This window comes from Sphingomonas zeae (assembly GCF_014197135.1).
GTDB classification, from domain to species: domain Bacteria; phylum Pseudomonadota; class Alphaproteobacteria; order Sphingomonadales; family Sphingomonadaceae; genus Sphingomonas; species Sphingomonas zeae.
Genome location: NZ_JACIFA010000019.1, coordinates 1 through 18,095 on the forward strand (window position 1 = coordinate 1; position 18,095 = coordinate 18,095).

General features: G+C 66.4%; 21 protein-coding genes, 2 tRNA genes and 1 pseudogene. 15 read left to right on the top strand and 9 right to left on the bottom strand.

Annotated features, from left to right (window positions below; translation table 11 throughout):
* The first annotated feature begins 15 nt into the window (after positions 1-15).
* Positions 16-92 (top strand) — tRNA-Met (locus GGR45_RS17755).
* 160 nt (positions 93-252) lie between these two features.
* On the opposite strand, the pseudogene GGR45_RS20055 reads toward GGR45_RS17755, so the two are convergent.
* Positions 253-461: pseudogene (locus tag GGR45_RS20055) on the bottom strand (IS3 family transposase); the annotation flags it as partial.
* Positions 462-769: 308 nt separating this feature from the next.
* On the opposite strand from GGR45_RS20055, the gene GGR45_RS17760 reads away from it, so the two are divergent.
* Positions 770-1,495, top strand: a complete 726-nt coding sequence (locus GGR45_RS17760) for an RNA methyltransferase (protein ID WP_175310331.1) — start codon at positions 770-772, stop codon at positions 1,493-1,495.
* A 66-nt stretch (positions 1,496-1,561) separates the two neighbouring features.
* Here the strand turns inward: GGR45_RS17760 and GGR45_RS17765 are convergent, their stop codons facing one another.
* The gene (locus GGR45_RS17765; RefSeq protein ID WP_175310330.1) at positions 1,562-1,870 is read right to left on the bottom strand and encodes a chorismate mutase; all 309 of its coding nucleotides are present in this window, start codon (positions 1,868-1,870) and stop codon (positions 1,562-1,564) included.
* Positions 1,871-1,974: 104 nt separating this feature from the next.
* Between GGR45_RS17765 and GGR45_RS17770 the strand changes: the two genes are divergently transcribed.
* The 3 genes from GGR45_RS17770 to GGR45_RS17780 all read left to right on the top strand — a co-directional run bounded on the left by GGR45_RS17770 (position 1,975) and on the right by GGR45_RS17780 (position 3,469).
* Positions 1,975-2,199, top strand: coding sequence for a hypothetical protein (locus tag GGR45_RS17770; protein WP_175310329.1), 225 nt, complete (start codon positions 1,975-1,977; stop codon positions 2,197-2,199).
* Positions 2,200-2,360: 161 nt separating this feature from the next.
* Entirely contained in the window at positions 2,361-2,975 is a 615-nt protein-coding gene (gene rpsD, locus GGR45_RS17775) for a 30S ribosomal protein S4 (RefSeq protein WP_042490485.1), read from the top strand.
* Between the two features lie 119 nt (positions 2,976-3,094).
* On the top strand, positions 3,095-3,469 hold the full coding sequence (locus GGR45_RS17780) for a hypothetical protein (RefSeq protein WP_217497839.1): 375 nt from the start codon (positions 3,095-3,097) through the stop codon (positions 3,467-3,469).
* A gap of 39 nt (positions 3,470-3,508) precedes the next feature.
* Here the strand turns inward: GGR45_RS17780 and GGR45_RS17785 are convergent, their stop codons facing one another.
* Positions 3,509-3,889, bottom strand: coding sequence for a lysozyme inhibitor LprI family protein (locus tag GGR45_RS17785; RefSeq protein ID WP_183989019.1), 381 nt, complete (start codon positions 3,887-3,889; stop codon positions 3,509-3,511).
* A gap of 154 nt (positions 3,890-4,043) precedes the next feature.
* On the bottom strand, positions 4,044-4,229 hold the full coding sequence (locus GGR45_RS17790; protein WP_175310309.1) for a hypothetical protein: 186 nt from the start codon (positions 4,227-4,229) through the stop codon (positions 4,044-4,046).
* A gap of 49 nt (positions 4,230-4,278) precedes the next feature.
* Between GGR45_RS17790 and GGR45_RS17795 the strand changes: the two genes are divergently transcribed.
* The 4 genes from GGR45_RS17795 (at position 4,279) to aguB (ending at position 8,967) form a co-directional block, all read left to right on the top strand.
* Complete coding sequence (locus tag GGR45_RS17795; protein ID WP_175310326.1) at positions 4,279-5,910, top strand: M28 family peptidase; 1,632 nt, start codon at positions 4,279-4,281, stop codon at positions 5,908-5,910.
* A gap of 11 nt (positions 5,911-5,921) precedes the next feature.
* A complete protein-coding gene (locus tag GGR45_RS17800) occupies positions 5,922-6,893 on the top strand; it encodes an agmatine deiminase family protein (protein ID WP_175310334.1) in 972 nt (323 codons plus the stop codon).
* A gap of 185 nt (positions 6,894-7,078) precedes the next feature.
* Positions 7,079-8,086, top strand: coding sequence for a hypothetical protein (locus GGR45_RS17805; RefSeq protein ID WP_175310325.1), 1,008 nt, complete (start codon positions 7,079-7,081; stop codon positions 8,084-8,086).
* Positions 8,087-8,118: 32 nt separating this feature from the next.
* Positions 8,119-8,967, top strand: coding sequence for an N-carbamoylputrescine amidase (gene aguB, locus GGR45_RS17810; RefSeq protein WP_175310324.1), 849 nt, complete (start codon positions 8,119-8,121; stop codon positions 8,965-8,967).
* 34 nt (positions 8,968-9,001) lie between these two features.
* Here aguB and GGR45_RS17815 read toward each other — a convergent pair whose 3' ends face one another.
* The gene (locus tag GGR45_RS17815; protein WP_175310323.1) at positions 9,002-9,673 is read right to left on the bottom strand and encodes a uracil-DNA glycosylase; all 672 of its coding nucleotides are present in this window, start codon (positions 9,671-9,673) and stop codon (positions 9,002-9,004) included.
* A gap of 22 nt (positions 9,674-9,695) precedes the next feature.
* On the opposite strand from GGR45_RS17815, the gene folK reads away from it, so the two are divergent.
* Both folK and GGR45_RS17825 read left to right on the top strand, forming a co-directional pair.
* Complete coding sequence (gene folK / locus GGR45_RS17820; protein WP_175310322.1) at positions 9,696-10,172, top strand: 2-amino-4-hydroxy-6-hydroxymethyldihydropteridine diphosphokinase; 477 nt, start codon at positions 9,696-9,698, stop codon at positions 10,170-10,172.
* Positions 10,173-10,192: 20 nt separating this feature from the next.
* A tRNA-Lys gene (locus GGR45_RS17825) sits at positions 10,193-10,268 on the top strand.
* 38 nt (positions 10,269-10,306) lie between these two features.
* Here GGR45_RS17825 and GGR45_RS17830 read toward each other — a convergent pair.
* Positions 10,307-10,726 carry a DUF2721 domain-containing protein gene (locus GGR45_RS17830; RefSeq protein WP_246358305.1) on the bottom strand — a complete coding sequence of 140 codons (420 nt, stop codon included), beginning with the start codon at positions 10,724-10,726 and terminating at the stop codon, positions 10,307-10,309.
* Positions 10,727-10,919: 193 nt separating this feature from the next.
* Between GGR45_RS17830 and GGR45_RS17835 the strand changes: the two genes are divergently transcribed.
* On the top strand, positions 10,920-13,406 hold the full coding sequence (locus GGR45_RS17835) for a DegT/DnrJ/EryC1/StrS family aminotransferase (protein WP_175310321.1): 2,487 nt from the start codon (positions 10,920-10,922) through the stop codon (positions 13,404-13,406).
* Positions 13,403-14,512: a glycosyltransferase family 2 protein gene (locus tag GGR45_RS17840; RefSeq protein ID WP_175310320.1), complete on the top strand. Its 1,110-nt coding sequence runs from the start codon at positions 13,403-13,405 to the stop codon at positions 14,510-14,512. The genes GGR45_RS17835 and GGR45_RS17840 overlap by 4 nt, the downstream gene beginning before the upstream one ends.
* A gap of 51 nt (positions 14,513-14,563) precedes the next feature.
* Here GGR45_RS17840 and GGR45_RS19875 read toward each other — a convergent pair whose 3' ends face one another.
* Complete coding sequence (locus GGR45_RS19875) at positions 14,564-14,689, bottom strand: hypothetical protein (protein ID WP_281394147.1); 126 nt, start codon at positions 14,687-14,689, stop codon at positions 14,564-14,566.
* A gap of 239 nt (positions 14,690-14,928) precedes the next feature.
* On the opposite strand from GGR45_RS19875, the gene GGR45_RS17845 reads away from it, so the two are divergent.
* On the top strand, positions 14,929-15,648 hold the full coding sequence (locus GGR45_RS17845; protein ID WP_246358306.1) for a phosphatase PAP2 family protein: 720 nt from the start codon (positions 14,929-14,931) through the stop codon (positions 15,646-15,648).
* On the opposite strand, the gene GGR45_RS17850 is transcribed toward GGR45_RS17845, so the two are convergent.
* Together GGR45_RS17850 and galE are read right to left on the bottom strand one after the other, a co-directional pair.
* Positions 15,625-16,464 (bottom strand): HpcH/HpaI aldolase/citrate lyase family protein, encoded by an 840-nt coding sequence (locus GGR45_RS17850; RefSeq protein ID WP_175310319.1) that lies wholly within the window; start codon positions 16,462-16,464, stop codon positions 15,625-15,627. The two genes, GGR45_RS17845 and GGR45_RS17850, sit on opposite strands and share 24 nt — an antisense overlap.
* A gap of 4 nt (positions 16,465-16,468) precedes the next feature.
* Complete coding sequence (gene galE, locus GGR45_RS17855) at positions 16,469-17,473, bottom strand: UDP-glucose 4-epimerase GalE (RefSeq protein WP_175310318.1); 1,005 nt, start codon at positions 17,471-17,473, stop codon at positions 16,469-16,471.
* A 78-nt stretch (positions 17,474-17,551) separates the two neighbouring features.
* Here galE and msrA point away from each other — a divergent pair, with 78 nt between their 5' ends.
* Entirely contained in the window at positions 17,552-18,091 is a 540-nt protein-coding gene (gene msrA / locus GGR45_RS17860; protein ID WP_175310317.1) for a peptide-methionine (S)-S-oxide reductase MsrA, read from the top strand.
* The last annotated feature ends 4 nt before the right edge of the window (positions 18,092-18,095 follow it).

Consider the following 18,095-nt stretch of genomic DNA (forward strand, 5'->3'; position numbering starts at 1 on the left):
ACCTTCCAGAATTGGCGCGGGGTGGAGCAGCCCGGTAGCTCGTCAGGCTCATAACCTGAAGGCCGCAGGTTCAAATCCTGCCCCCGCAACCATATTTCCAAGTACCATAACCGCCCGGGATCTCCCGAGGCGGCTTTTTTGTGTCTGTTTTGCGTGAGTTAGCCTCGAGTCGAGGACGCTCAAAACGCTTCATATCCGCCCCGGCGATGCCAGGACGTCGATTTGCCTTTGGGGGTATTTTCGTGGGTATCATCGCCGCCTCGGCAGGAGATACCCCCCCATGGCCCTCAAGGAGCTCGAAGTCCGCCTCGTGCTGCCGCTCAGGCGGCGGTACACCGTCGAGCGCCCGCCCCCGAGCGTGCTGGCGACCAGGCTGACCAGATAGTCCTGGGCCGCGGCGAGTGCACGAGCAATGTCGCTTTTGGGCATGCGCGCTCCAGCGCCTCCTTGACGATCCTCAGCCTCTCGACGTCATCCCACTGACGGTGACTGCGCAGGAGATCGCCCCAAGTCACCCTGTTAGGCTCAAATTTATCCGGTCGAAACGGGAGCAGTTCAACATCACCCATACCGGGCCGGTGCCATTGGCTTGGTCATAGGACTTCGCCACCCGCCACGAAGCCCTCACCGCCGAACGCCAGATTAAAGGCGGATCCCGCGCCAAGAAGGCAGCCCTGATCGCAACCGACTGGACGGCGCTCAAAGAAGCCGCGATACGGCGCGCGGAACGTGCCCTTCGACTTCGCTCAGGGCGAACGAAAGAGTGATCGTGAACAAGCCCCAGCGCCCCGTCATCGTCCTGGTCCGCCCGCAACTCGGCGAGAATATCGGCAAGGCCGCGCGTGCCATGCTGAATTTCGGGCTGGTCGAGATGCGCCTCGTCACCCCGCGCGATGGCTGGCCCAATCCGCAGGCGGGTCCGGCGGCGTCGGGCGCGGACATCGTGTTGGAACAGGCCAAGGTCTATAAGAGCGTCGCCGACGCGGTGGCCGACTGTTCGCAGGTCTATGCGACCACGGTGCGCAAGCGTGGTGTGACCAAGCCGGTTGTGACCCCGGAGGAAGCCGCGCGCGAAATCCATGCGGACACCGTGGGCCGGGCGGCCTTCTTGTTCGGGCCGGAGCGTTCGGGGCTGGAAACCGACGACGTCGCCATCGCACGCAAGATCGTCACCGTGCCGATCAATCCCGAATTCGGCAGCTTGAATCTCGCCCAGGCGGTGATCCTGATCGCCTATGAATGGTCGAAGGGCGTCGAACTGGCCCAGCCGCCCGAAGTCGAACTGCCCGAGGTCGCGCCGCAGGGCGAACTGGATGGGATGATCGGCCAGCTCGAGGATATGCTGGAGAGCGCCGGTTTCTTCTTCCCGCCTGACCGTACGCCTGCGAGCAAGCGCACGCTGCGCACGCTGCTGACCAAGCCCGGCTGGTCGAGCCAGGAGGTGCGGACGCTGCGCGGGGTGCTGTCGACGCTGGCGCGGCCGCGTCAGCGGTAAGGGATCAATCCGCACCTCCGTTCCGGCCGAGCGAAGTCGAAGCCCGAGGCGTGGGGTGTGGCCCGCTTACCCCCGCGTCCGGTCGAACGTCGCCAGCTCATAGGCGATCGAGCCCTCGACCAGCGTTTCCCACATCTCCGCGATCACCGCCTCGGGCACGCCCAGCCGCCTGGCCTCGGCACGGGCCTGGTCGATGACCTGCGCCTTGCGGTACTCGTCACGCACCCGGTCGCGGCTCGGCTTGATACGGGCGGCGGCGTCCATATAGGCGAAGCGCCGGGCGAGCAGGGTGACCAGTTCGCGGTCGAGCTGGTCCACGCCCGCGCGGACCTCCGCCATGGTGGTGCAATCGGGTCCGGCGAGAATCTGGGTCATGGGCGAAGGCTCTGCCGGGTGGCGTCCGTGCTGTCCAGCCCGGCTTGCCGATCCGGCCCGACGCAGGATAGCATGGGCGCGCGTTCCCATTGGGAGATAGGACGATGCTGACCACGTTGCTGCTGCTGGCCCTTGCCGGACAACAGGCCGAACCGACCCCGCCGCCGGTGAAGGAAAAGAAGATCTGCCGGGTGCAGGAAACCACCGGCTCGCGCCTGGGCGCCAAGCGCATCTGCAAGACACAGGCGGAATGGGATGAGATCGCGGCCAATGCGCGCAACGATGTGGACAGCGCGACAGGTCGGCTGAACACCGCCAGCGGACGCTGATCCGCCGCTTCGCTTGACTCGGGCGTGCCTATCGTCTAGGCGCGCCGCTTCGCAATTGCCCCCGCATCCCGGTGAAGCGGTGGGCCTGCGCTTGTCCCCTAAAAAGGCTTGCATGGTGCGATACCGGGACCAACGTCGTTCGTAATTGCCAAGGATTCAAAATGTCGAAGCGTCAGAGCGCGAAGTACAAGCTCGATCGCCGCATGGGCGAGAATATCTGGGGTCGTCCCAAGAGCCCGGTCAACAAGCGTGAATACGGCCCCGGCCAGCATGGTCAGCGTCGCAAGGGCAAGATGTCGGACTTCGGCCTGCAGCTGCGCGCCAAGCAGAAGCTGAAGGGCTATTATGGCGACGTGACCGAGAAGCAGTTCAAGGCCTGCTACCAGGAAGCCGCCCGCATGAAGGGCGACACCTCGCAGAACCTGATCGGCCTGCTCGAGCAGCGCCTGGACATGATCGTGTACCGCGCCAAGTTCGCACCGACGATCTTCGCCGCGCGCCAGCTGGTCAGCCACGGCCATATCCGCGTCAACGGCGTGAAGTGCAACATCGCGTCGCGTCGCTGCTTCGTCGGCGACGAGATTTCGCTGGGCTCGAAGGCGACCGAAATGGCGCTGGTCATGGAAGCGCAGCAGCTCGCCGAGCGTGAAGTGCCCGATTATGTCACCGCCGACGGCAACACCAAGGTCGCGCTGACCCGCATCCCGACCCTGGACGAGGTGCCCTATCCGGTGAAGATGGAACCGAACCTGGTCGTCGAATTCTATTCGCGCTAAATTTCGGGTCTTACCGAATATACGGAAAGGGCGGTCCCATCGGGGCTGCCCTTTTTGTTTGGCGCTTGCTTGCCGGATCGCGGGGGCGGGCGCATACTCCGCCTGTTCAAAGGGGGAGGATGTTGATGCGCCTAGGTTTCATCACCGTTGCGGCACTGTTGAGCACGACCGCCGCCACCGCCCAGACGGCCGAGCAGGGGCTGTATGCCGACCAGCTTTGCACCATGATGACCGCCGTTGCGGGCGGCACCTGCCCGGAAGCGCTGATGGGTGAGGAATTGCTCAAAGCCTGTCGCGAGCAGTTGCCGAAGATGGCGCCCGCGATCAAGGCGGCGGGGGCGATCCAGTCGGTCACGTTCGACAAGGCGCAGGACGCAAACGGACAGCGTTACGAGAAATATACGGTCAGCTTCGCCAACGGCAAACCCTCGTCCTGGGTGATCGGCGGGCTGAAGGATGGCAAGTTCGAAGCCGTCTATTCCCTGGGCGACTGACGGACAGCCGCCCAAGGCCATGCAGCACCAGGACCGCGATCAGAAGCGGACCTGGCGCTCCAGCTGATCCGCGCGCAGCGCCGTCTTGGTGACGATGCAGCCGGTGTCGATCGTGTCGCCGTTGATCTTGCAGCTGTAATCCCGTTCGCGGATCCAGCGGCGCTGCTGGTCGCGCAGGGCGGTCTTGACCGCCGGGCGCGAGGCCAGTTGCCGCATGACCTGCTGATACGCCTTGTTCAGGCGGTCATCCTGTATCGCCGCCTCGCGCTGGGTGCACACGCCGCTCTGTACGGTGTTGCTACCGGCGCGGCTCATGCAGTTGATATAGGCAGGCGACAGGTTCGGTGATTCCTGTGCCAGCGCGGGGGCACCCGTTCCGATGACCATCGCAGCGGTCATGGCCGCAATCCACTTCATCATTCCCTCCTTCTTATCCGGCATGACATAATCATCGGCCGACAGAGCCGCACAACCATTTGTCGCGACGACGGTTGCAGAAGCCGTCCAGTGCGGCGACCATTTCCCTGCTTTCCTGCCGATAGGGATGGGGCGACGCCGAATGGGCGGGAATGTCCTATCCGGTCCGCTTTTTCTGCATGATCGCGACAATTACCGCGGCGACGAAGCCGAACGGAAACCAGAGGCCGAACTTCCCGGTCAGCAGCCCAATACAGCCGAATAAAACCAGCACGGCGAACGGTGACAGCATCTTCATGATTCCAATCTGACGGGCCAGTCGGCGCTTGGCAAGCTTGCCCATAGTGGTTCCGCGGGGCACAACACCCCCAAACACAAGGGGAAAGCCTATCATGCGTCGTCTGCTCCTGCTGTCACTGCTGCTGTCCGGTTCCGCCATCGCGCAGGAACGCCCCGCCATTTCCGTTGATACGTTGAAGACCGTCACGCAGACCCTGTCGTCCGACGCCTATGAAGGCCGCGCGCCAACCACCCTGGCTGAGGACAAGACGGTCGCGTACATCGTCGACCGGTTCCAAAAGGCGGGACTGAAACCCGGCAACAAGGGCAGCTGGACGCAGGACGTGCCGATGGTCGAGATCACCGCCACCGACGTCCAGCCCTTCACGGTCCGGGGGAAGGGCGCGCCGATCCCGCTCGCCTATCGCACCGACATGGTCGTCGGCACCTATCGCGTGACGCCGCGCATCGACGTGAAGGACAGCGAGCTGGTCTTTGTCGGATACGGCATCACCGCGCCGGAAAAGGGCTGGGACGATTATGCCGGGGTCGATGTGCGCGGAAAGACGGCGGTCATCCTGATCAACGATGCGGACTGGCAGACCATGGGGCGCGAGGGGCCGTTCGAGGGGCGGGCGATGACCTGGTATGGCCGCTGGCCCTATAAGTTCGAAAATGCCGCAAAGCATGGCGCCGCCGCCGCGCTCATCATCCATCAGACCGAGCCTGCCGCCTATCCTTGGGCGGTGGTGCAATCCTCCTGGACCGGGCCACAGCTCGAACTGGACGAGGCGGGGGATCATATGGACCAGTCCCAGGTCATCGGCTGGCTACAGCAGCCCATGGCCGAGCGCATCCTGAAGGCGGCGGGCAAGGACCTGGCCACGCTGACCAAAGCGGCACAGAAAAAGGGCTTCAAGGCGGTGCCGCTGGGCCTGACCCTGTCGGGTGGTTTCGCCAACACGATCCGGCGTCAGGCATCGAAGAACGTCATCGGCGTGCTGCCCGGCACCACCGAGCCGGGCGACTATGTTCTCTATTCGGCGCATTGGGACCATCTGGGCCGCTGCGACGCGGTGGAGGGTGACGATATCTGCAACGGCGCGCTCGACAATGCGACCGGCGTTGCAGGGCTGGTGGCGCTGGCCGAGGCGCAAGCCAAGGCCGGACCTGCCAAGCGATCGATCGCCTTTCTGGCGGTGACGGCCGAGGAAAGCGGGCTGCTTGGTTCGTCCTATTATGCGCAGCATCCGGTGTTCCCGCTCGCCCGCACCGTGGGCGGGGTCAATATGGACGGGCTGAACGTGACGGGGCGCGCCAAGGATTTCGTGCTGGTCGGCAAGGGCAAGTCCGAAATCGAGGACATCGCCAAGGGCCTGGTCGGCGCACAGGGCCGCTATATCGGTGAGGAGGCCAATCCCGAGCGGGGCAGCTATTATCGTTCCGACCATTTCTCGTTCGCCAAGCTGGGCGTGCCGATGCTCGACGGCGGGTCGGGGCAGGATAAGGTGATGGGCGGCGTCGCGGCGGGCAAGGCGGCGGCAGAGGACTATGTCGCGCATCGCTATCACAAGCCGTCGGACGAATATGACGCCAACTGGGATTGGTCGGGCGCGGTCGAGGATTTGACCGTCTACTATCAACTTGGCAGGACACTGGCCGACCGGCCGGGCCTGTGGCCCAACTGGTATCCCACCGCCGAATTTCGCGCCATTCGCGATCAAAGCAGGAAGAACGCCCAGTGATCATGCCATCGGTGACCACGCCCCCGCCGCCCGAATGGGCTCCGCATGAGGCCGTGTGGATCGGCTTTCCCAGCCACCCCGAGCTGTGGGAGGACGATCTGGAACCCGCGCGCGAGGAAGTGCTGGCCTTTGCACGCGCCGTCCATGCCGATGGCCGGGGCGAGCGGGTGATCCTGGTCGCCGCCGATGGCGAGGCAGCCGACGCCGCGCGCGCGATGGCGGGCGGCATGGCGGACGTGGTCGTACAGCCCTTCGGCGATATCTGGCTGCGCGATACCGGCCCGATCATCACGGGGGACGGTTCGGCACGTCTGTTCCAGTTCAACGGCTGGGGCGGCAAATACGACCTGCCCGGCGACGACACGGTCGGCGCGCGGCTGGCCGAGGATCGCGGGATCGCCGCTACCCCGTGCAGTTGGGTGCTGGAAGGCGGCGCCATCGATGGCGACGGTACCGGGCTGGCCGTGACGACGCGTCAATGCCTGCTCAACCCCAATCGCAACCCGGTCCTGAACGAGCATGAGATCGCCGACCGCTTGGGCAAGGACCTGGGGCTGACCCGGATCGTGTGGCTGGGCAACGGGTTGCTCAACGACCATACCGATGGCCATGTCGACAATCTGGCGCGCTTCGTCGGTCCTAACCGCATCGCCATTCCCGAAGCGGCGGAGAATGACCCCAATTGGCAGGTCTATGCCGCCGCCAAACGCGATGCGCTGGCCGCCGGGCTGGAGGTCATCGCGATCCCCTCGCCCGGCCGCGTGCTGCGCGACGAAGAGGTCGTGCCCGCCAGCTATATGAATTTCTATATCGGCAATGCCGCGGTCGTCGTGCCGCTCTATGGCAGCGAGAATGACGGAGCCGGGGTGGCTGCGATCCAGGCGATCTTTCCCGATCGCCTGGTCGTCGGTCTGCGTGCCGACGCGATCCTGACCGGCGGCGGTAGCTTCCACTGCATCTCGCAGCAGATTCCGGCGCGCTGATCGCCTTTCCCGAGCGGATGACGGGCCTGTGCTTTCCTTGCGGCAAGCGCAGGCCTTTTCTTTTTCTTTGCTGCGCGCCGGCCGCCAGCCACTCCAAGCGGCCAGCGGCCCATCGACCCAGTTTGGACGACGCAAGGCGCATACGGTAAGACGGAGTCGCAAAAGTTCCGGAAAAGGCGCCTGTCATGTTTGTCGAGTTGCCCCGGAGGCCCGTCTGGCTTTCCCCCTCCACGATCCTGCCCCCGATCGTCATCATGGTCGTCGCGGCGATGCTCCGGCTGCCCGTGGCGGCGGCCCATCCTCGCGCGGCGGCGCTGGCGTTTCTCTGGATCGCCTCCGATGCCATGATGCTGGGCCTGATGGCGCGCACGCGGCACCTCGACTGGCGTGGCGGGATCGCGGCAATGGCGACGGCGGGCCTGACGGTGCTCAGCCTTTCGCCGCCACCGGTGCGCGCGGCGCTGATCGCCATGCCCTGGGCTCTGGCGATTCCGGCCGCCGCAATTGCGATCCATGGGGGCCGGGGTCTGTGCCGGGTGGCCGAGCGGGTGCGGCGTTGGAATGCCAGCGATCCCGACCGCTGGGTGGCCCCGTTGGCCGAGATCCTGCCCCGGCCCCTTGCACGACTGGCGGTGGCGGAGGCGCGGCTGCTTCACCTGGCGCTGTTCCGTTGGCGCGCGGTGCCCGACATACCGGCGGGCGCGCAGGGCTTCGCCTATCACCGGCATCTTCAACCGATGATGATAGCGCTGCTGCTGCTGTCCTGCATCGAGATCGGCGTCACCCATCTGCTCGTCGCGCATTGGAGCCGGACGGCGGCGCTGGTCCTGTTTGTCGTCAGCGATGTGTCGCTGCTGTACCTGATCGGCCTCATCAAGTCGCTGCGCCTGTCGCCGGTCCTGCTCACCGAGACGGGGGTGCGGCTGCGTGCCGGGCTGCTGGTCGACCGGACAATTCCCTATGACGCGATCGCGGCAGCGGTGGCGAACCCCGATGGCGAAACGGTCCGTGCGCTCGACAGCTGGAACATCGCGCTGCTCGCCTGGCCCAACATCGTGATTCGTCTGTCGGAGCCGCTGCCGCCACGGTTGCGATGGCGGCGATCTCCGGTACGTGCGGTGGCCTTGCGCCTTGATCAGCCCGGACCCTTTCTCGACGCCTTGCGCGCCCGGCTGGATGCGGAAGCGGGGTGACGCCTGGGCGCGGAGCCATTAAAGGGCGGGGCATGACCCAGATCACCGTCGCCGCGCTGCAACTGGCCTTTACCGCCGATATCGACCGCAACATCGCCAACGTGTCGCGGCTCGTCCGCGAGGCGGCGTCGCAGGGGGCTCAGGTGATCCTGCCGCCCGAGTTGTTCGAGGGCGAATATTTCTGCCGCGTCGAGGATGAGGGGCTGTTCACCAACGCCAAGCCGACCGCCGAGCATCAGGCGGTGCGCGCGATGCAGGAACTGGCCGCCGAGCTGAAGGTCCATATCCCGACCAGCTTCTTCGAGGCGGACGGCCCGCATCATTACAACTCGCTGGCGATGATCGGCCCGGACGGACAGGTCGCGGGCGTCTATCGCAAGAGCCATATCCCGGACGGGCCGGGCTATGAGGAGAAATTCTATTTCCGCCCCGGCAATACGGGGTTCAAGGTGTGGGACGGTCCCGCGACCAAGCTGGGCGTCGGCATCTGTTGGGACCAATGGTATCCCGAAACGGCGCGCGCGATGATGCTGATGGGCGCGGAAATCCTGTTCTACCCGACCGCGATCGGCAGCGAGCCGCATGACGACAGCCTCGACACCGCGCGGCTGTGGCGACGGGCGATGGTGGGCCATGCGGTGTCCAACGTCGTGCCGATCGTCGCCGCCAACCGGGTGGGTTGCGAGCATGGCCAGACCTTTTACGGCACCAGCTTCATCTGCGACGAGCGCGGCGACATCCTGGCCGAGCTGGACCGCGAGGAGGAAGGCGTGATCGTCGCCACCCTGGACATCGACCGGGTAAAGCGCCACCGCGCCGCCTTCGGCTTCTTCCGCGATCGGCGGCCGGAGCTGTACGGGCGGCTGGTGCAGGATATCTGACGCAAATTCCTCCCCTGTAAGGGGAGGAATGGGTTCAGCCCCGCAATTCCACCGCTCGCGCGAAAACCGCTTCGAACATCTCGGGGGTCAGGCGGCCAGTATTCTGGTTGTACCGCGAGCAGTGATAGCTATCGATCACCACCGCGCCGCCGGGCATCCGGTGTTCGGCCATATGGGCGAATCGCGCCTTGGGCAGGCGTCCGCCCAGCGCCTTGATGACCGAGCGGTGCGCGATCTCGCCCAGCGCGACGATGACCGACAGCCGGGGCAGCGCCGCCAGTTCCCGTTCCAGGAAGGATCGGCAGGTGCGGATTTCGTCCGGGGTCGGCTTGTTCTCAGGCGGCAGGCATTTGACCGCGTTCAGGATGACCGCGCCGTTGAGCGTCAGTCCGTCATCGACCTTCGCGGCGAAAGTCCCTTCGGCCAGCCCGAATTTGGCGAGTGTGCCATAGAGCAGCGGCCCGGCGCCATCGCCGGTAAAGGGGCGGCCGGTGCGGTGGGCGCCATGCTTGCCGGGGGCAAGGCCAACCACGGCCAGCCACGCGTCGCCATCGCCGAACGGCGGCACGGGGGCGTTCCACCAGGCAGGATATTCAGCAGCCACGGCTTCCCGGACCTCGACGAGGCGGGGACAGAGCGGGCAGTCACGCGGCGGCTGAATCGGGGCCAAAGGGGCCGGGATCGCGGGAAGGGATGCGTCAGGCATCACGCTCGGGTAGTCGGGAGAGATGACGACGACAAGCTATGCCATTGCGCTGGGTTCCAACCGTCCGGGGAAGCATGGCGGCCCGCGTGACGAGATTCGTGCGGCGTTGGCGGAATTGTCGGGCGTCTATGCGGTGTCGCCGATCCTGACCACCGCGCCGGTCGGCCCATCGATCCGCGCTTTCGCCAATGCCGCCGCGCTGGTCGAAAGCCCGCTGGACCCGCCCCGGATGCTCGCCCGGCTGAAGGCGATCGAGCGCAATTTCGGGCGGCGGCCCGGGCAGCGCTGGGGCGCGCGGGTGATCGACCTGGACATCATTCTGTGGTCGGGCGGCCAATGGCGCTCACGGGGCCTGATCGTGCCGCATGTCGCCTATACGGCACGCGATTTCGTGCTGCACCCGTTGGCCGCCATTGCGGCGGACTGGCGCGATCCGCGCGACGGGCGGCGTGTGCGCCATATGCGACATGGTGTTGACCGCAGGCGTCCGCGCCCCTAGGTCGCTTCCACCCCGATGGCGGGTCCGTAGCTCAGTTGGTAGAGCAAGCGACTTTTAATCGAGAGGTCCCGGGTTCGAGTCCCGGCGGACCCACCACCGGGATGAAGCAGGGCGTCGCAGTTGAGCTGCTGGAATCAGCCTTCCCCATTGTCGTCGCGCAGCGCGCGTCCGGCGATCGTGATTTCCCCCACGAAACACGCCAGCCCCGCCACGGCGCAGATCAGCCCGCCGCCGAAGAAGAAGAGCAGCACCGTCGCATGACGGGAATCGCGCAGCGTGCCCAGAAACAGAGTGATCGCGGCGCAGCAGGTCATCGCCCCCGCCGCAGCGGTCAGGGTCACGGCGATGTCGAGAATCCTCGACCGCAGGCGCAGGCGGCGCATCTCCTGGCCATTCGTCCGGCCGTCCCTCTTGAGCCCCTGAATCCGGTCGCTGATCCGCCCCAGCCGCGTGGCGAAGACGTTGAGCAGCGATCCCACGGCGGTCAGCAGAAAGATCGGCGTCAAAGCCAGTTGGATGACATGGGCTGCAGCGTTCAGGGGTTCGGTCATCATCGCTCGCTTATCCCAAGTGAACCGACTGAACAAAGGGCGGCATTGTTCCTGGACGGCCGCACGCGCCCGCTGGCCGGGAAGACAGACCTTTCTCCCGGAATGGGATCTTGGCGGCATGTCGATCCGGCTTGTGCTAACAAGTTCTTAGGAAGGATATGACAGAGGTCGGAGTGTGTTGCACGGGAGGCGACAGATGGAATATCCGCTCATCGCACCGCGACCGCCCCGGCTGTCCGAACAGAAGGAAGGTCTGGAGCGGATCGAGGCGTCCGGCCAGTTCAGCAACAACGGGCCAGAAGTGCGCGCGCTCGAAGCAGAGATGGTCGCGCAGCTGTTCGACGGGCGCGGGGCGGCGCTGGCGGTCGGCAATGCGACGCTGGGCCTGATGATCGCGATCCGGCAGGCGGCAGGAATGCACCCCGCGCCGGGAACGCTCGCACTGATGCCCGCCATGACCTTCGCCGCGACGGCGCAAGCGGCCATCTGGGCAGGGTTGACGCCTTTGATCGTCGATGTCGATCCGCAGACCTGGGCCGCCGATCCCGCAGAGGAGGAGCGGATGCTGGCGCTGCACGGCAGCCGGATCGGCGTCATCGTCCCCTATGCGACCTTCGGTGCGGTCATCGATCTCGATCGCTATGCCTGGCTTGCCCGGCGTCATGAGGTCGGCATCGTCATCGACGCGGCCGCCTCGCTGGGAACGCTGGACCAAGGCGGCCGGGGGTTCGGCACGGGCGCGCCGTTCGCGCTGGTCTATTCGATGCACGCGACCAAGACCTTTTCGGTCGGGGAGGGCGGACTGATCTACAGCGGCGATGCGGATCGCATCGACCAGTTGCGCGCCATGACGAATTTCGGTTTCGAAAGCGGCCGCAACGCGACGCTGCCCGGCATCAACGCCAAAATGCCCGAGGTGCTGGCGCTCATGGCACGGAGCAAGCTGGCGGAACTCGATTCGATCTGCGCCGCGCGGGCGGCGATGGATCGGGAGTATCGCGATGCCTTGACCGGCTTGTCATGCCAGCGCGTCGACGCCATGCGGCAGGCCACGCAATTCATGCCGGTTCTGCTTCCTGCCGAACTGGCCCCCCGTCGTGCCGCCATCGTCAGCGCACTGGCGGCCGATGGGGTGGGGGCGGGCCAGTATTTTAGCCCGCATCTGGGCGAACAGACGCTGTTTCGCGACACCGCTCTGATCGAGCCGACTCCGGTTGCGGATGACGTCTCGGCACGGATGCTCAGCCTGCCGATCACCGACGCGATGGGGCCGGGCGATGCGACGATCATTGCGGGGCGGGTGATGGCCGCCATCGCGCGCGTTGCCACTCAGTACGGGCCGGTTTCGGCAAGCGGCGACGCCGTCCAGGGCTGCGTCATGATCGGCGGCGGACCGGCGGGCACCGCCGTGCTGACGGCGGCCAGCAAGCAGGGGCTGCTGGAACGGCTGGCAGGCGACGGGCTGGTCATGGTCGAGCGGTCGGCCCGCCTCGGCCCGGGGGCACTTGGCGACTATGCAATCCGGTCGGACACCACGGCCGAGACCTTCCTGTCGGCGGTCCGGGACAATCCCTATCCCGAACTGGCGGCGCTAGAGTCGCATCCGGCGGGACAGATGATGGCACGGCATTGCGGAGCCCTGGGCGCACCGCTCAGCGAGACCGCGCCGCTGCTGACTGTGACCGCGCAGCGGCTGCGGGACATCATCACCGCGCATGGCGGCGATGTCCTGACCGATACCGAAGCCCTCAGCGCCCAACAGACGGAGGAGGGATATTGGCGCACCACCATCGCGGGACCGGGTGGACAGCGCAGTCTGACCTCGCGCAGCCTGGTGTTGGCGACCGGGGGGTATCAGAGCGACGAGCAGATCGCCGAGAGCATGGTCGCAGGCGCAAGGCTGGGCGCGCTGGCGGGCGATCGCCTGATGCGCTCCGACGCCCTGTTGCGGCGTGGCGGCGTGGAGCAGGTGGCGGCGCGGCTGGCCGACCGGCGGGCACCCCGCGCCGTGATCGTCGGCGCGTCGACCAGCGCGCTGGCGTCGGCGGTGCAGCTTTTGAAATGCCACGACCTGCCTTGGGGCGCCGGCGCCATCACGCTGATGGTACGCACTCTGCCCAAGCCGTTCTTTCCGTCGGTCGAGGCGGCCGAGGCGGAAGGTTTTACCGACTTTACCCCGGACGATGTCTGTCCGGTCAGTGGGTTCGTGCTGCGCCTTGCCGGGCTTCGGCTGGAGTCGCGTGAGTTGGTTATGCGGATGCTGGCGCTGGGCGGGCGCACGCCCGATCCGCGCGTCACGCTGCATCGGATCGCGGGGGATGACGATCCGGAGGCGCGGCGGATCATCGCACAGGCCGATCTGGTGGTCGGGGCGCTGGGCTATCGTCCCCATGGCTTGCCGCTGTTCGACACGAATGGCCAGCCCATCGCGCTGGCGTACAGGGCGGGTCGACCGATGGTCGATCGGCATTGCCGCATCCTCGACGATCGGGATCGGCCGGTGCCGAACGCCTATGGCATCGGCCTGTCCGCCGGTTTCGTGCCCTGGGGGCGGCTGGGTGGCGAGAAAAGTTTCCAGGGGCAGGCCAATGGCCTGTGGCTCTGGCAGAATGATGTCGGCCAGATGATCGTGGAGCAGTTGCTGGGACAGGGCACGCAAGGTTGGAGCAGCGCGGCGGCATGAGCGATCCTGCCGCCCCGCCCCCCACCGCTCCGCCGATCGTCAGTGTCGTCATTCCGGCCTATAACGGGGCCGCGCTGATCGGCGAAACGCTGGCCAGCCTGGGCGAGCAGACGCTGACGGCGTGGGAAGCGCTTGTCGTTGACGATTGCTCGTCGGACGACACGCGCGAACTGGTGCGGAACTGGCCCGATCGCCGGGTTCGCCTGATCGAGAATGCGGTCAATGTTGGCCCGGTGAACACCCGCAACCGTGGCTTTGCCGAGGCGCGTGGCCGGTATCTCGCGGGGCTGGACCAGGACGATCTGTGTCGGCCCGAACGGCTGGCGCGGCAGGTCGCCTATCTCGAGGCGCACCCCGATGTCGTGCTGGTCGGCGCGCAGACCGAACAGTTGGTGGGCCGCCGCGTGCTGCCCATGGACTATGCGCCGCACACCACGCCCGACCTGATCGCCTGGCTGAGCTGGATCGAGAATCCGCTGGCCTGGTCGACGGTGATGGTACGCGCCGACGTCGCGCGGCGGCTCGATCCGTTCACCCGGCCCGAAATCCTCTATGCCGAGGATTTCGACCTGTATCACCGCATCGTCGCGTTCGGCCGCATCGCGCGGCTGGACGAGCCGTTGCTGATCTATCGCCAGCATGAGGGGGGCGTGTCCAAGCGATTCACGACGCTGATGCGCGTCAGCGCGACGCGGGTGCTGGCGGAGGTCCACACGCCGTTGCTGGGGGAAGAGGCGGACGAGGTCGCACGGCTCTTGGTTGTGCATAATATGGGAGGCGCGCCGATCCCCGATGGCGCGACGCTGCGCCGACTGGGGGAAGCGATCACCCGATTGCAGAACGCTTTCGTCGAGCGGGTCGAACCCGATGCGCAAAGCCTGAAGCTGATCCGCTGGGAAACCGCGCGACGATGGCGGCAACTGGCGCGCGCAGCGCTGCGGGGTGGCAAGGTGACGCTGGGCGACGTACTGGCTTCGCGGCCTCCGCATCTCGGCCTGGGCTATGCGGGCGTCGATGACCTGCTACGCTGGCGGGCGATCGGAATGGCGCGACGTTTCTATCGGGGCGGGCATGGCAGGCAGCAGGACACGCCCCTTCAGCCCTGATCCCTGGCTCAATCCCCGACTGTCTGATGCCGGGGATTGCGCCGTTTTGCTTCAGAACAGATGTCCGATCAGTTTCGACGTGCCCAGCACGACGCCGCCGACGGCCAGCCAACTCGACACCGCACCGATGGCCAGGATCATCAGGCGATCGATCGGCGAAATCACATGCTCTTCCATGGTGGTACAATCCTCTCCCGCCAATCGTCGCGTCGGCGTGCCTCATTCATGAGACAAAAACCGTAAACAAACAAACCCATTTTTCGAATATATATGATCGTCCGAATGATCGGGCGGTACCTGGCTTTGGATCGGGGCTTGGCGCCACGCTGGCGGCCGAGAGATTTCGTTCGGATTGCTGATCCGCTTGCCCTGCAGTCGGGTTGGCCGCAAAGACCGGGCATGACGGCAGACATTTCATGACCGATCGAGCCTCTGCCTCGGGCGGCGACGAAGCAGGCGATACGCTGCCCGTCGCGCCACCGCGCATGTCGGCGATGCCAATGGCGTTGCGCGGCGTGGCGGCGGGGGCGATGGCGCTGACTCTGCTGCTGATGCTCGGGCTGGCGGTGGACCACTGGCCCTTCGCCTGGGATCGCGCGATCCTGACGGGGCTGCGCACCCATGCCCGGTCGGAGGGGTTGCGCGCCGTGGCGGTGGATTTCACCGCGCTGGGCAGCGTGCCGGTGCTGATCCTGGCGGTGGCGGGGGCGGCAATGTTGCTGCTCGCGCGCGGCTGGTGGCTGCTCGCGCTGGCGACCGTCGCGTCGGGGATCAGTGGCGGGGCGGTCGTGACCTGGGTGAAGCACATGGTCTCACGCCCGCGGCCCGATCTGGTGCCGCATTGGGTCGATGTGCACAATGCCAGCTTTCCCAGCGGCCATGCCGCCGGCAGCGCGATGGTCTATCTGACGCTCGCCGCGCTGGCGACGCAGCTGACCGGCCATCGCCGGGCGCGCCATGCGATCGTGGCGATCGCGGTGCTGCTGGTCGGGGCGATCGGGGCGAGCCGCGTCTATCTGGGCGTGCACTGGCCGTCCGACGTGGCGGCGGGCTGGTGCTTCGGCACGCTCTGGGCGCTGGGCTGGTGGTGGGCGACGGCGGCCGCCCGCCGGTCATGGGGTGGCGCGCGCCAGTAACGCCTGCGCCGCCTTCAGGTGCGGGGCGTCAAGCATCTTACCGTTCAACTGGAGGACGCCGGATCCCGGATGTGCGGCGAACAGATCGACGATCGCCTGCGCGTGCGCCAGCTCTTCGGACGTCGGGGTGAAGGCGGCGTTGATGACCGGCACCTGCCGGGGATGGATCGCCATCATGCCGGTAAAGCCGTCGCGCCGCCCGCGCGCGGCATAGGCGGCCAGGCCGTCCAGATCGGCGAAATCGGGATAGACCGTCTCGATCGCCGCCACGGCCGCCGCATGAGCCCCGAACAGGGTCAGCGAACGCGCGAGCTGATAAGGCGCGGTATAGCCGCCATCCGCCTCGCGCGAGGTGGCCGCCCCGATCGCGGCGGGAAGATCCTCCGCCCCCCAGGTCAGCCCGGCCAGCGGCAGAGGCGATCCGGCATATTCGTGCAGCCGGAACAGCGCCATCGGCGTTTCGGTCGCGATCGGCAGGATCGGGATATGCGTCACCCCGCGCGCCGCCAGTGCATGAAGGCTGACCAGTCCTTCCGCCTTGGGAAGGACGATCCCGTCGGGCCGGGCGGGCAGGATCGCGGCCAGGTCATCCGCTGCAAGTGGACCGTCGACCGGGTTGATCCGGACGAACAATCGCACGCCCGCCTCTCGCGGCTGGGCCAGGAACCGCGCCACCTCTTCGCGTGCGCGCGCCTTGGCATCGGGGGCGACGGCGTCCTCCAGGTCGAGGATCAGCGCGTCGGCGCCCATCCCGACCGCCTTGGTCATCCGCTCGGGCCGGTCGCCCGGCACGAAAAGGAGCGAGCGCAGCCGCACCGGGTCAGCGGCCCATTTCGGCCAGCTTGCGCTCCCAGGCCAGCGCATCGCGAACGATGCCGTCCAGATCGTTGCGCTCGGGCCGCCAGGGCAGGGTGGCCAGGATCGCGCTGTTGTCGGCGACCAGTTCGGCCGGATCGCCCGCGCGGCGGCCTTCCATCCGGCGCTCGATCTTCAGGTTGGTCACCCGGTCGACCGCGTCGAGCACTTCGAGGACCGAGAAGCCACGGCCATAGCCGCAGTTGAGCGTATGGCTCTCGCCCGGCCGCTCGATGAGCAATTCGAGCGCGGCGACATGCGCGGCGGCAAGGTCGGAGACATGGATATAGTCGCGCACGCCCGTCCCGTCGCGGGTGGCGAAGTCGGTGCCGTAGACGCCGACCGCGTCGCGCTTGCCGATCGCCGCCTCGACAGCGATCTTGATCAGGTGCGTCGCGCCGACCGTCGACTGGCCCGAGCGTCCTTTCGGATCGGCCCCCGCGACGTTGAAGTAACGCAGCGCGCAGTAATTGATCGGATGCGCGGCGGCGACGTCCTTCAGCATGATCTCGGTCATCAGCTTGGACATGCCATAGGGGTTGATTGGCGCCTTGGGATCATTCTCCGACACCGGCACCTTTTCGGGCGTGCCATAGGTGGCGGCCGTCGATGAGAAGATGAAGTGGGGCACGCCCTCGGCCACCGCGCTTTCGATCAGCGAACGGCTGGCGGCGGTGTTGTTGCGATAATATTTGAGCGGATCGCTGACCGACTCCGGCACCACGACCGAACCGGCGAAATGCATGATCGCCCGTACCCGGTGTTCGCGGATCGCGGCGCGCACGGCATCGTCGTCGGCGACGTTCGCCACGACCAGCGAGGCGCGGGAATCGACCGCCCAGTCGAAGCCGGTGACGAGATTGTCGAGCACGACGACCTCATAGCCCGCATCCAGCAGTGCCAGCACGGCATGGCTGCCGATATAACCGGCCCCGCCGGTCACCATCACCTTGCCGTCGATCGTCGCCATCGCATTTGTCCTTCAACCCCGATTGCCGTCGCCTAGCGCCTTCCTATCTAGGCATACAAGACGACAAGGAGATTCCGAGTGACCGAATATGTGACGCTGGCCGGGGGCTGCTTCTGGTGCACCGAGGCGGTGTTCAAGGACGTGATCGGGGTCGAATCGGTCGAAAGCGGCTATATCGGCGGCACGCTGCCCAACCCGACCTATAAGCAGGTGTGCGGTGGCGACACCGGCCATGCCGAGGCGATCCGCATCGGGTTCGATCCCGAACAGCTGGCGCTGGGCGATCTGCTCGACATTTATTTTGCGACACACGACCCGACGCAGCTCAACCGCCAGGGCAATGACGTCGGCACCCAGTATCGTTCGGCGATGTTCCCGGCGGATGAGACGCAGGAGGCCGCGATGAAGGCGGCGATCGAACGCGCGCAGGCCGGGCTCGACAAGCCGGTCGTCACCACGATCGAGCCGATGGCGCAGTGGTATCCGGCTGAGGATTATCATCAGGATTATTGGGAAACGTCGGGCCGGTCGAACCCCTATTGCATGGCGGTGATCCCGCCCAAGTTGCAGAAGCTGCGCAAGAGCTTCGCCGCGCGATCGAAGGCGGTGACGGCGTAAGGGG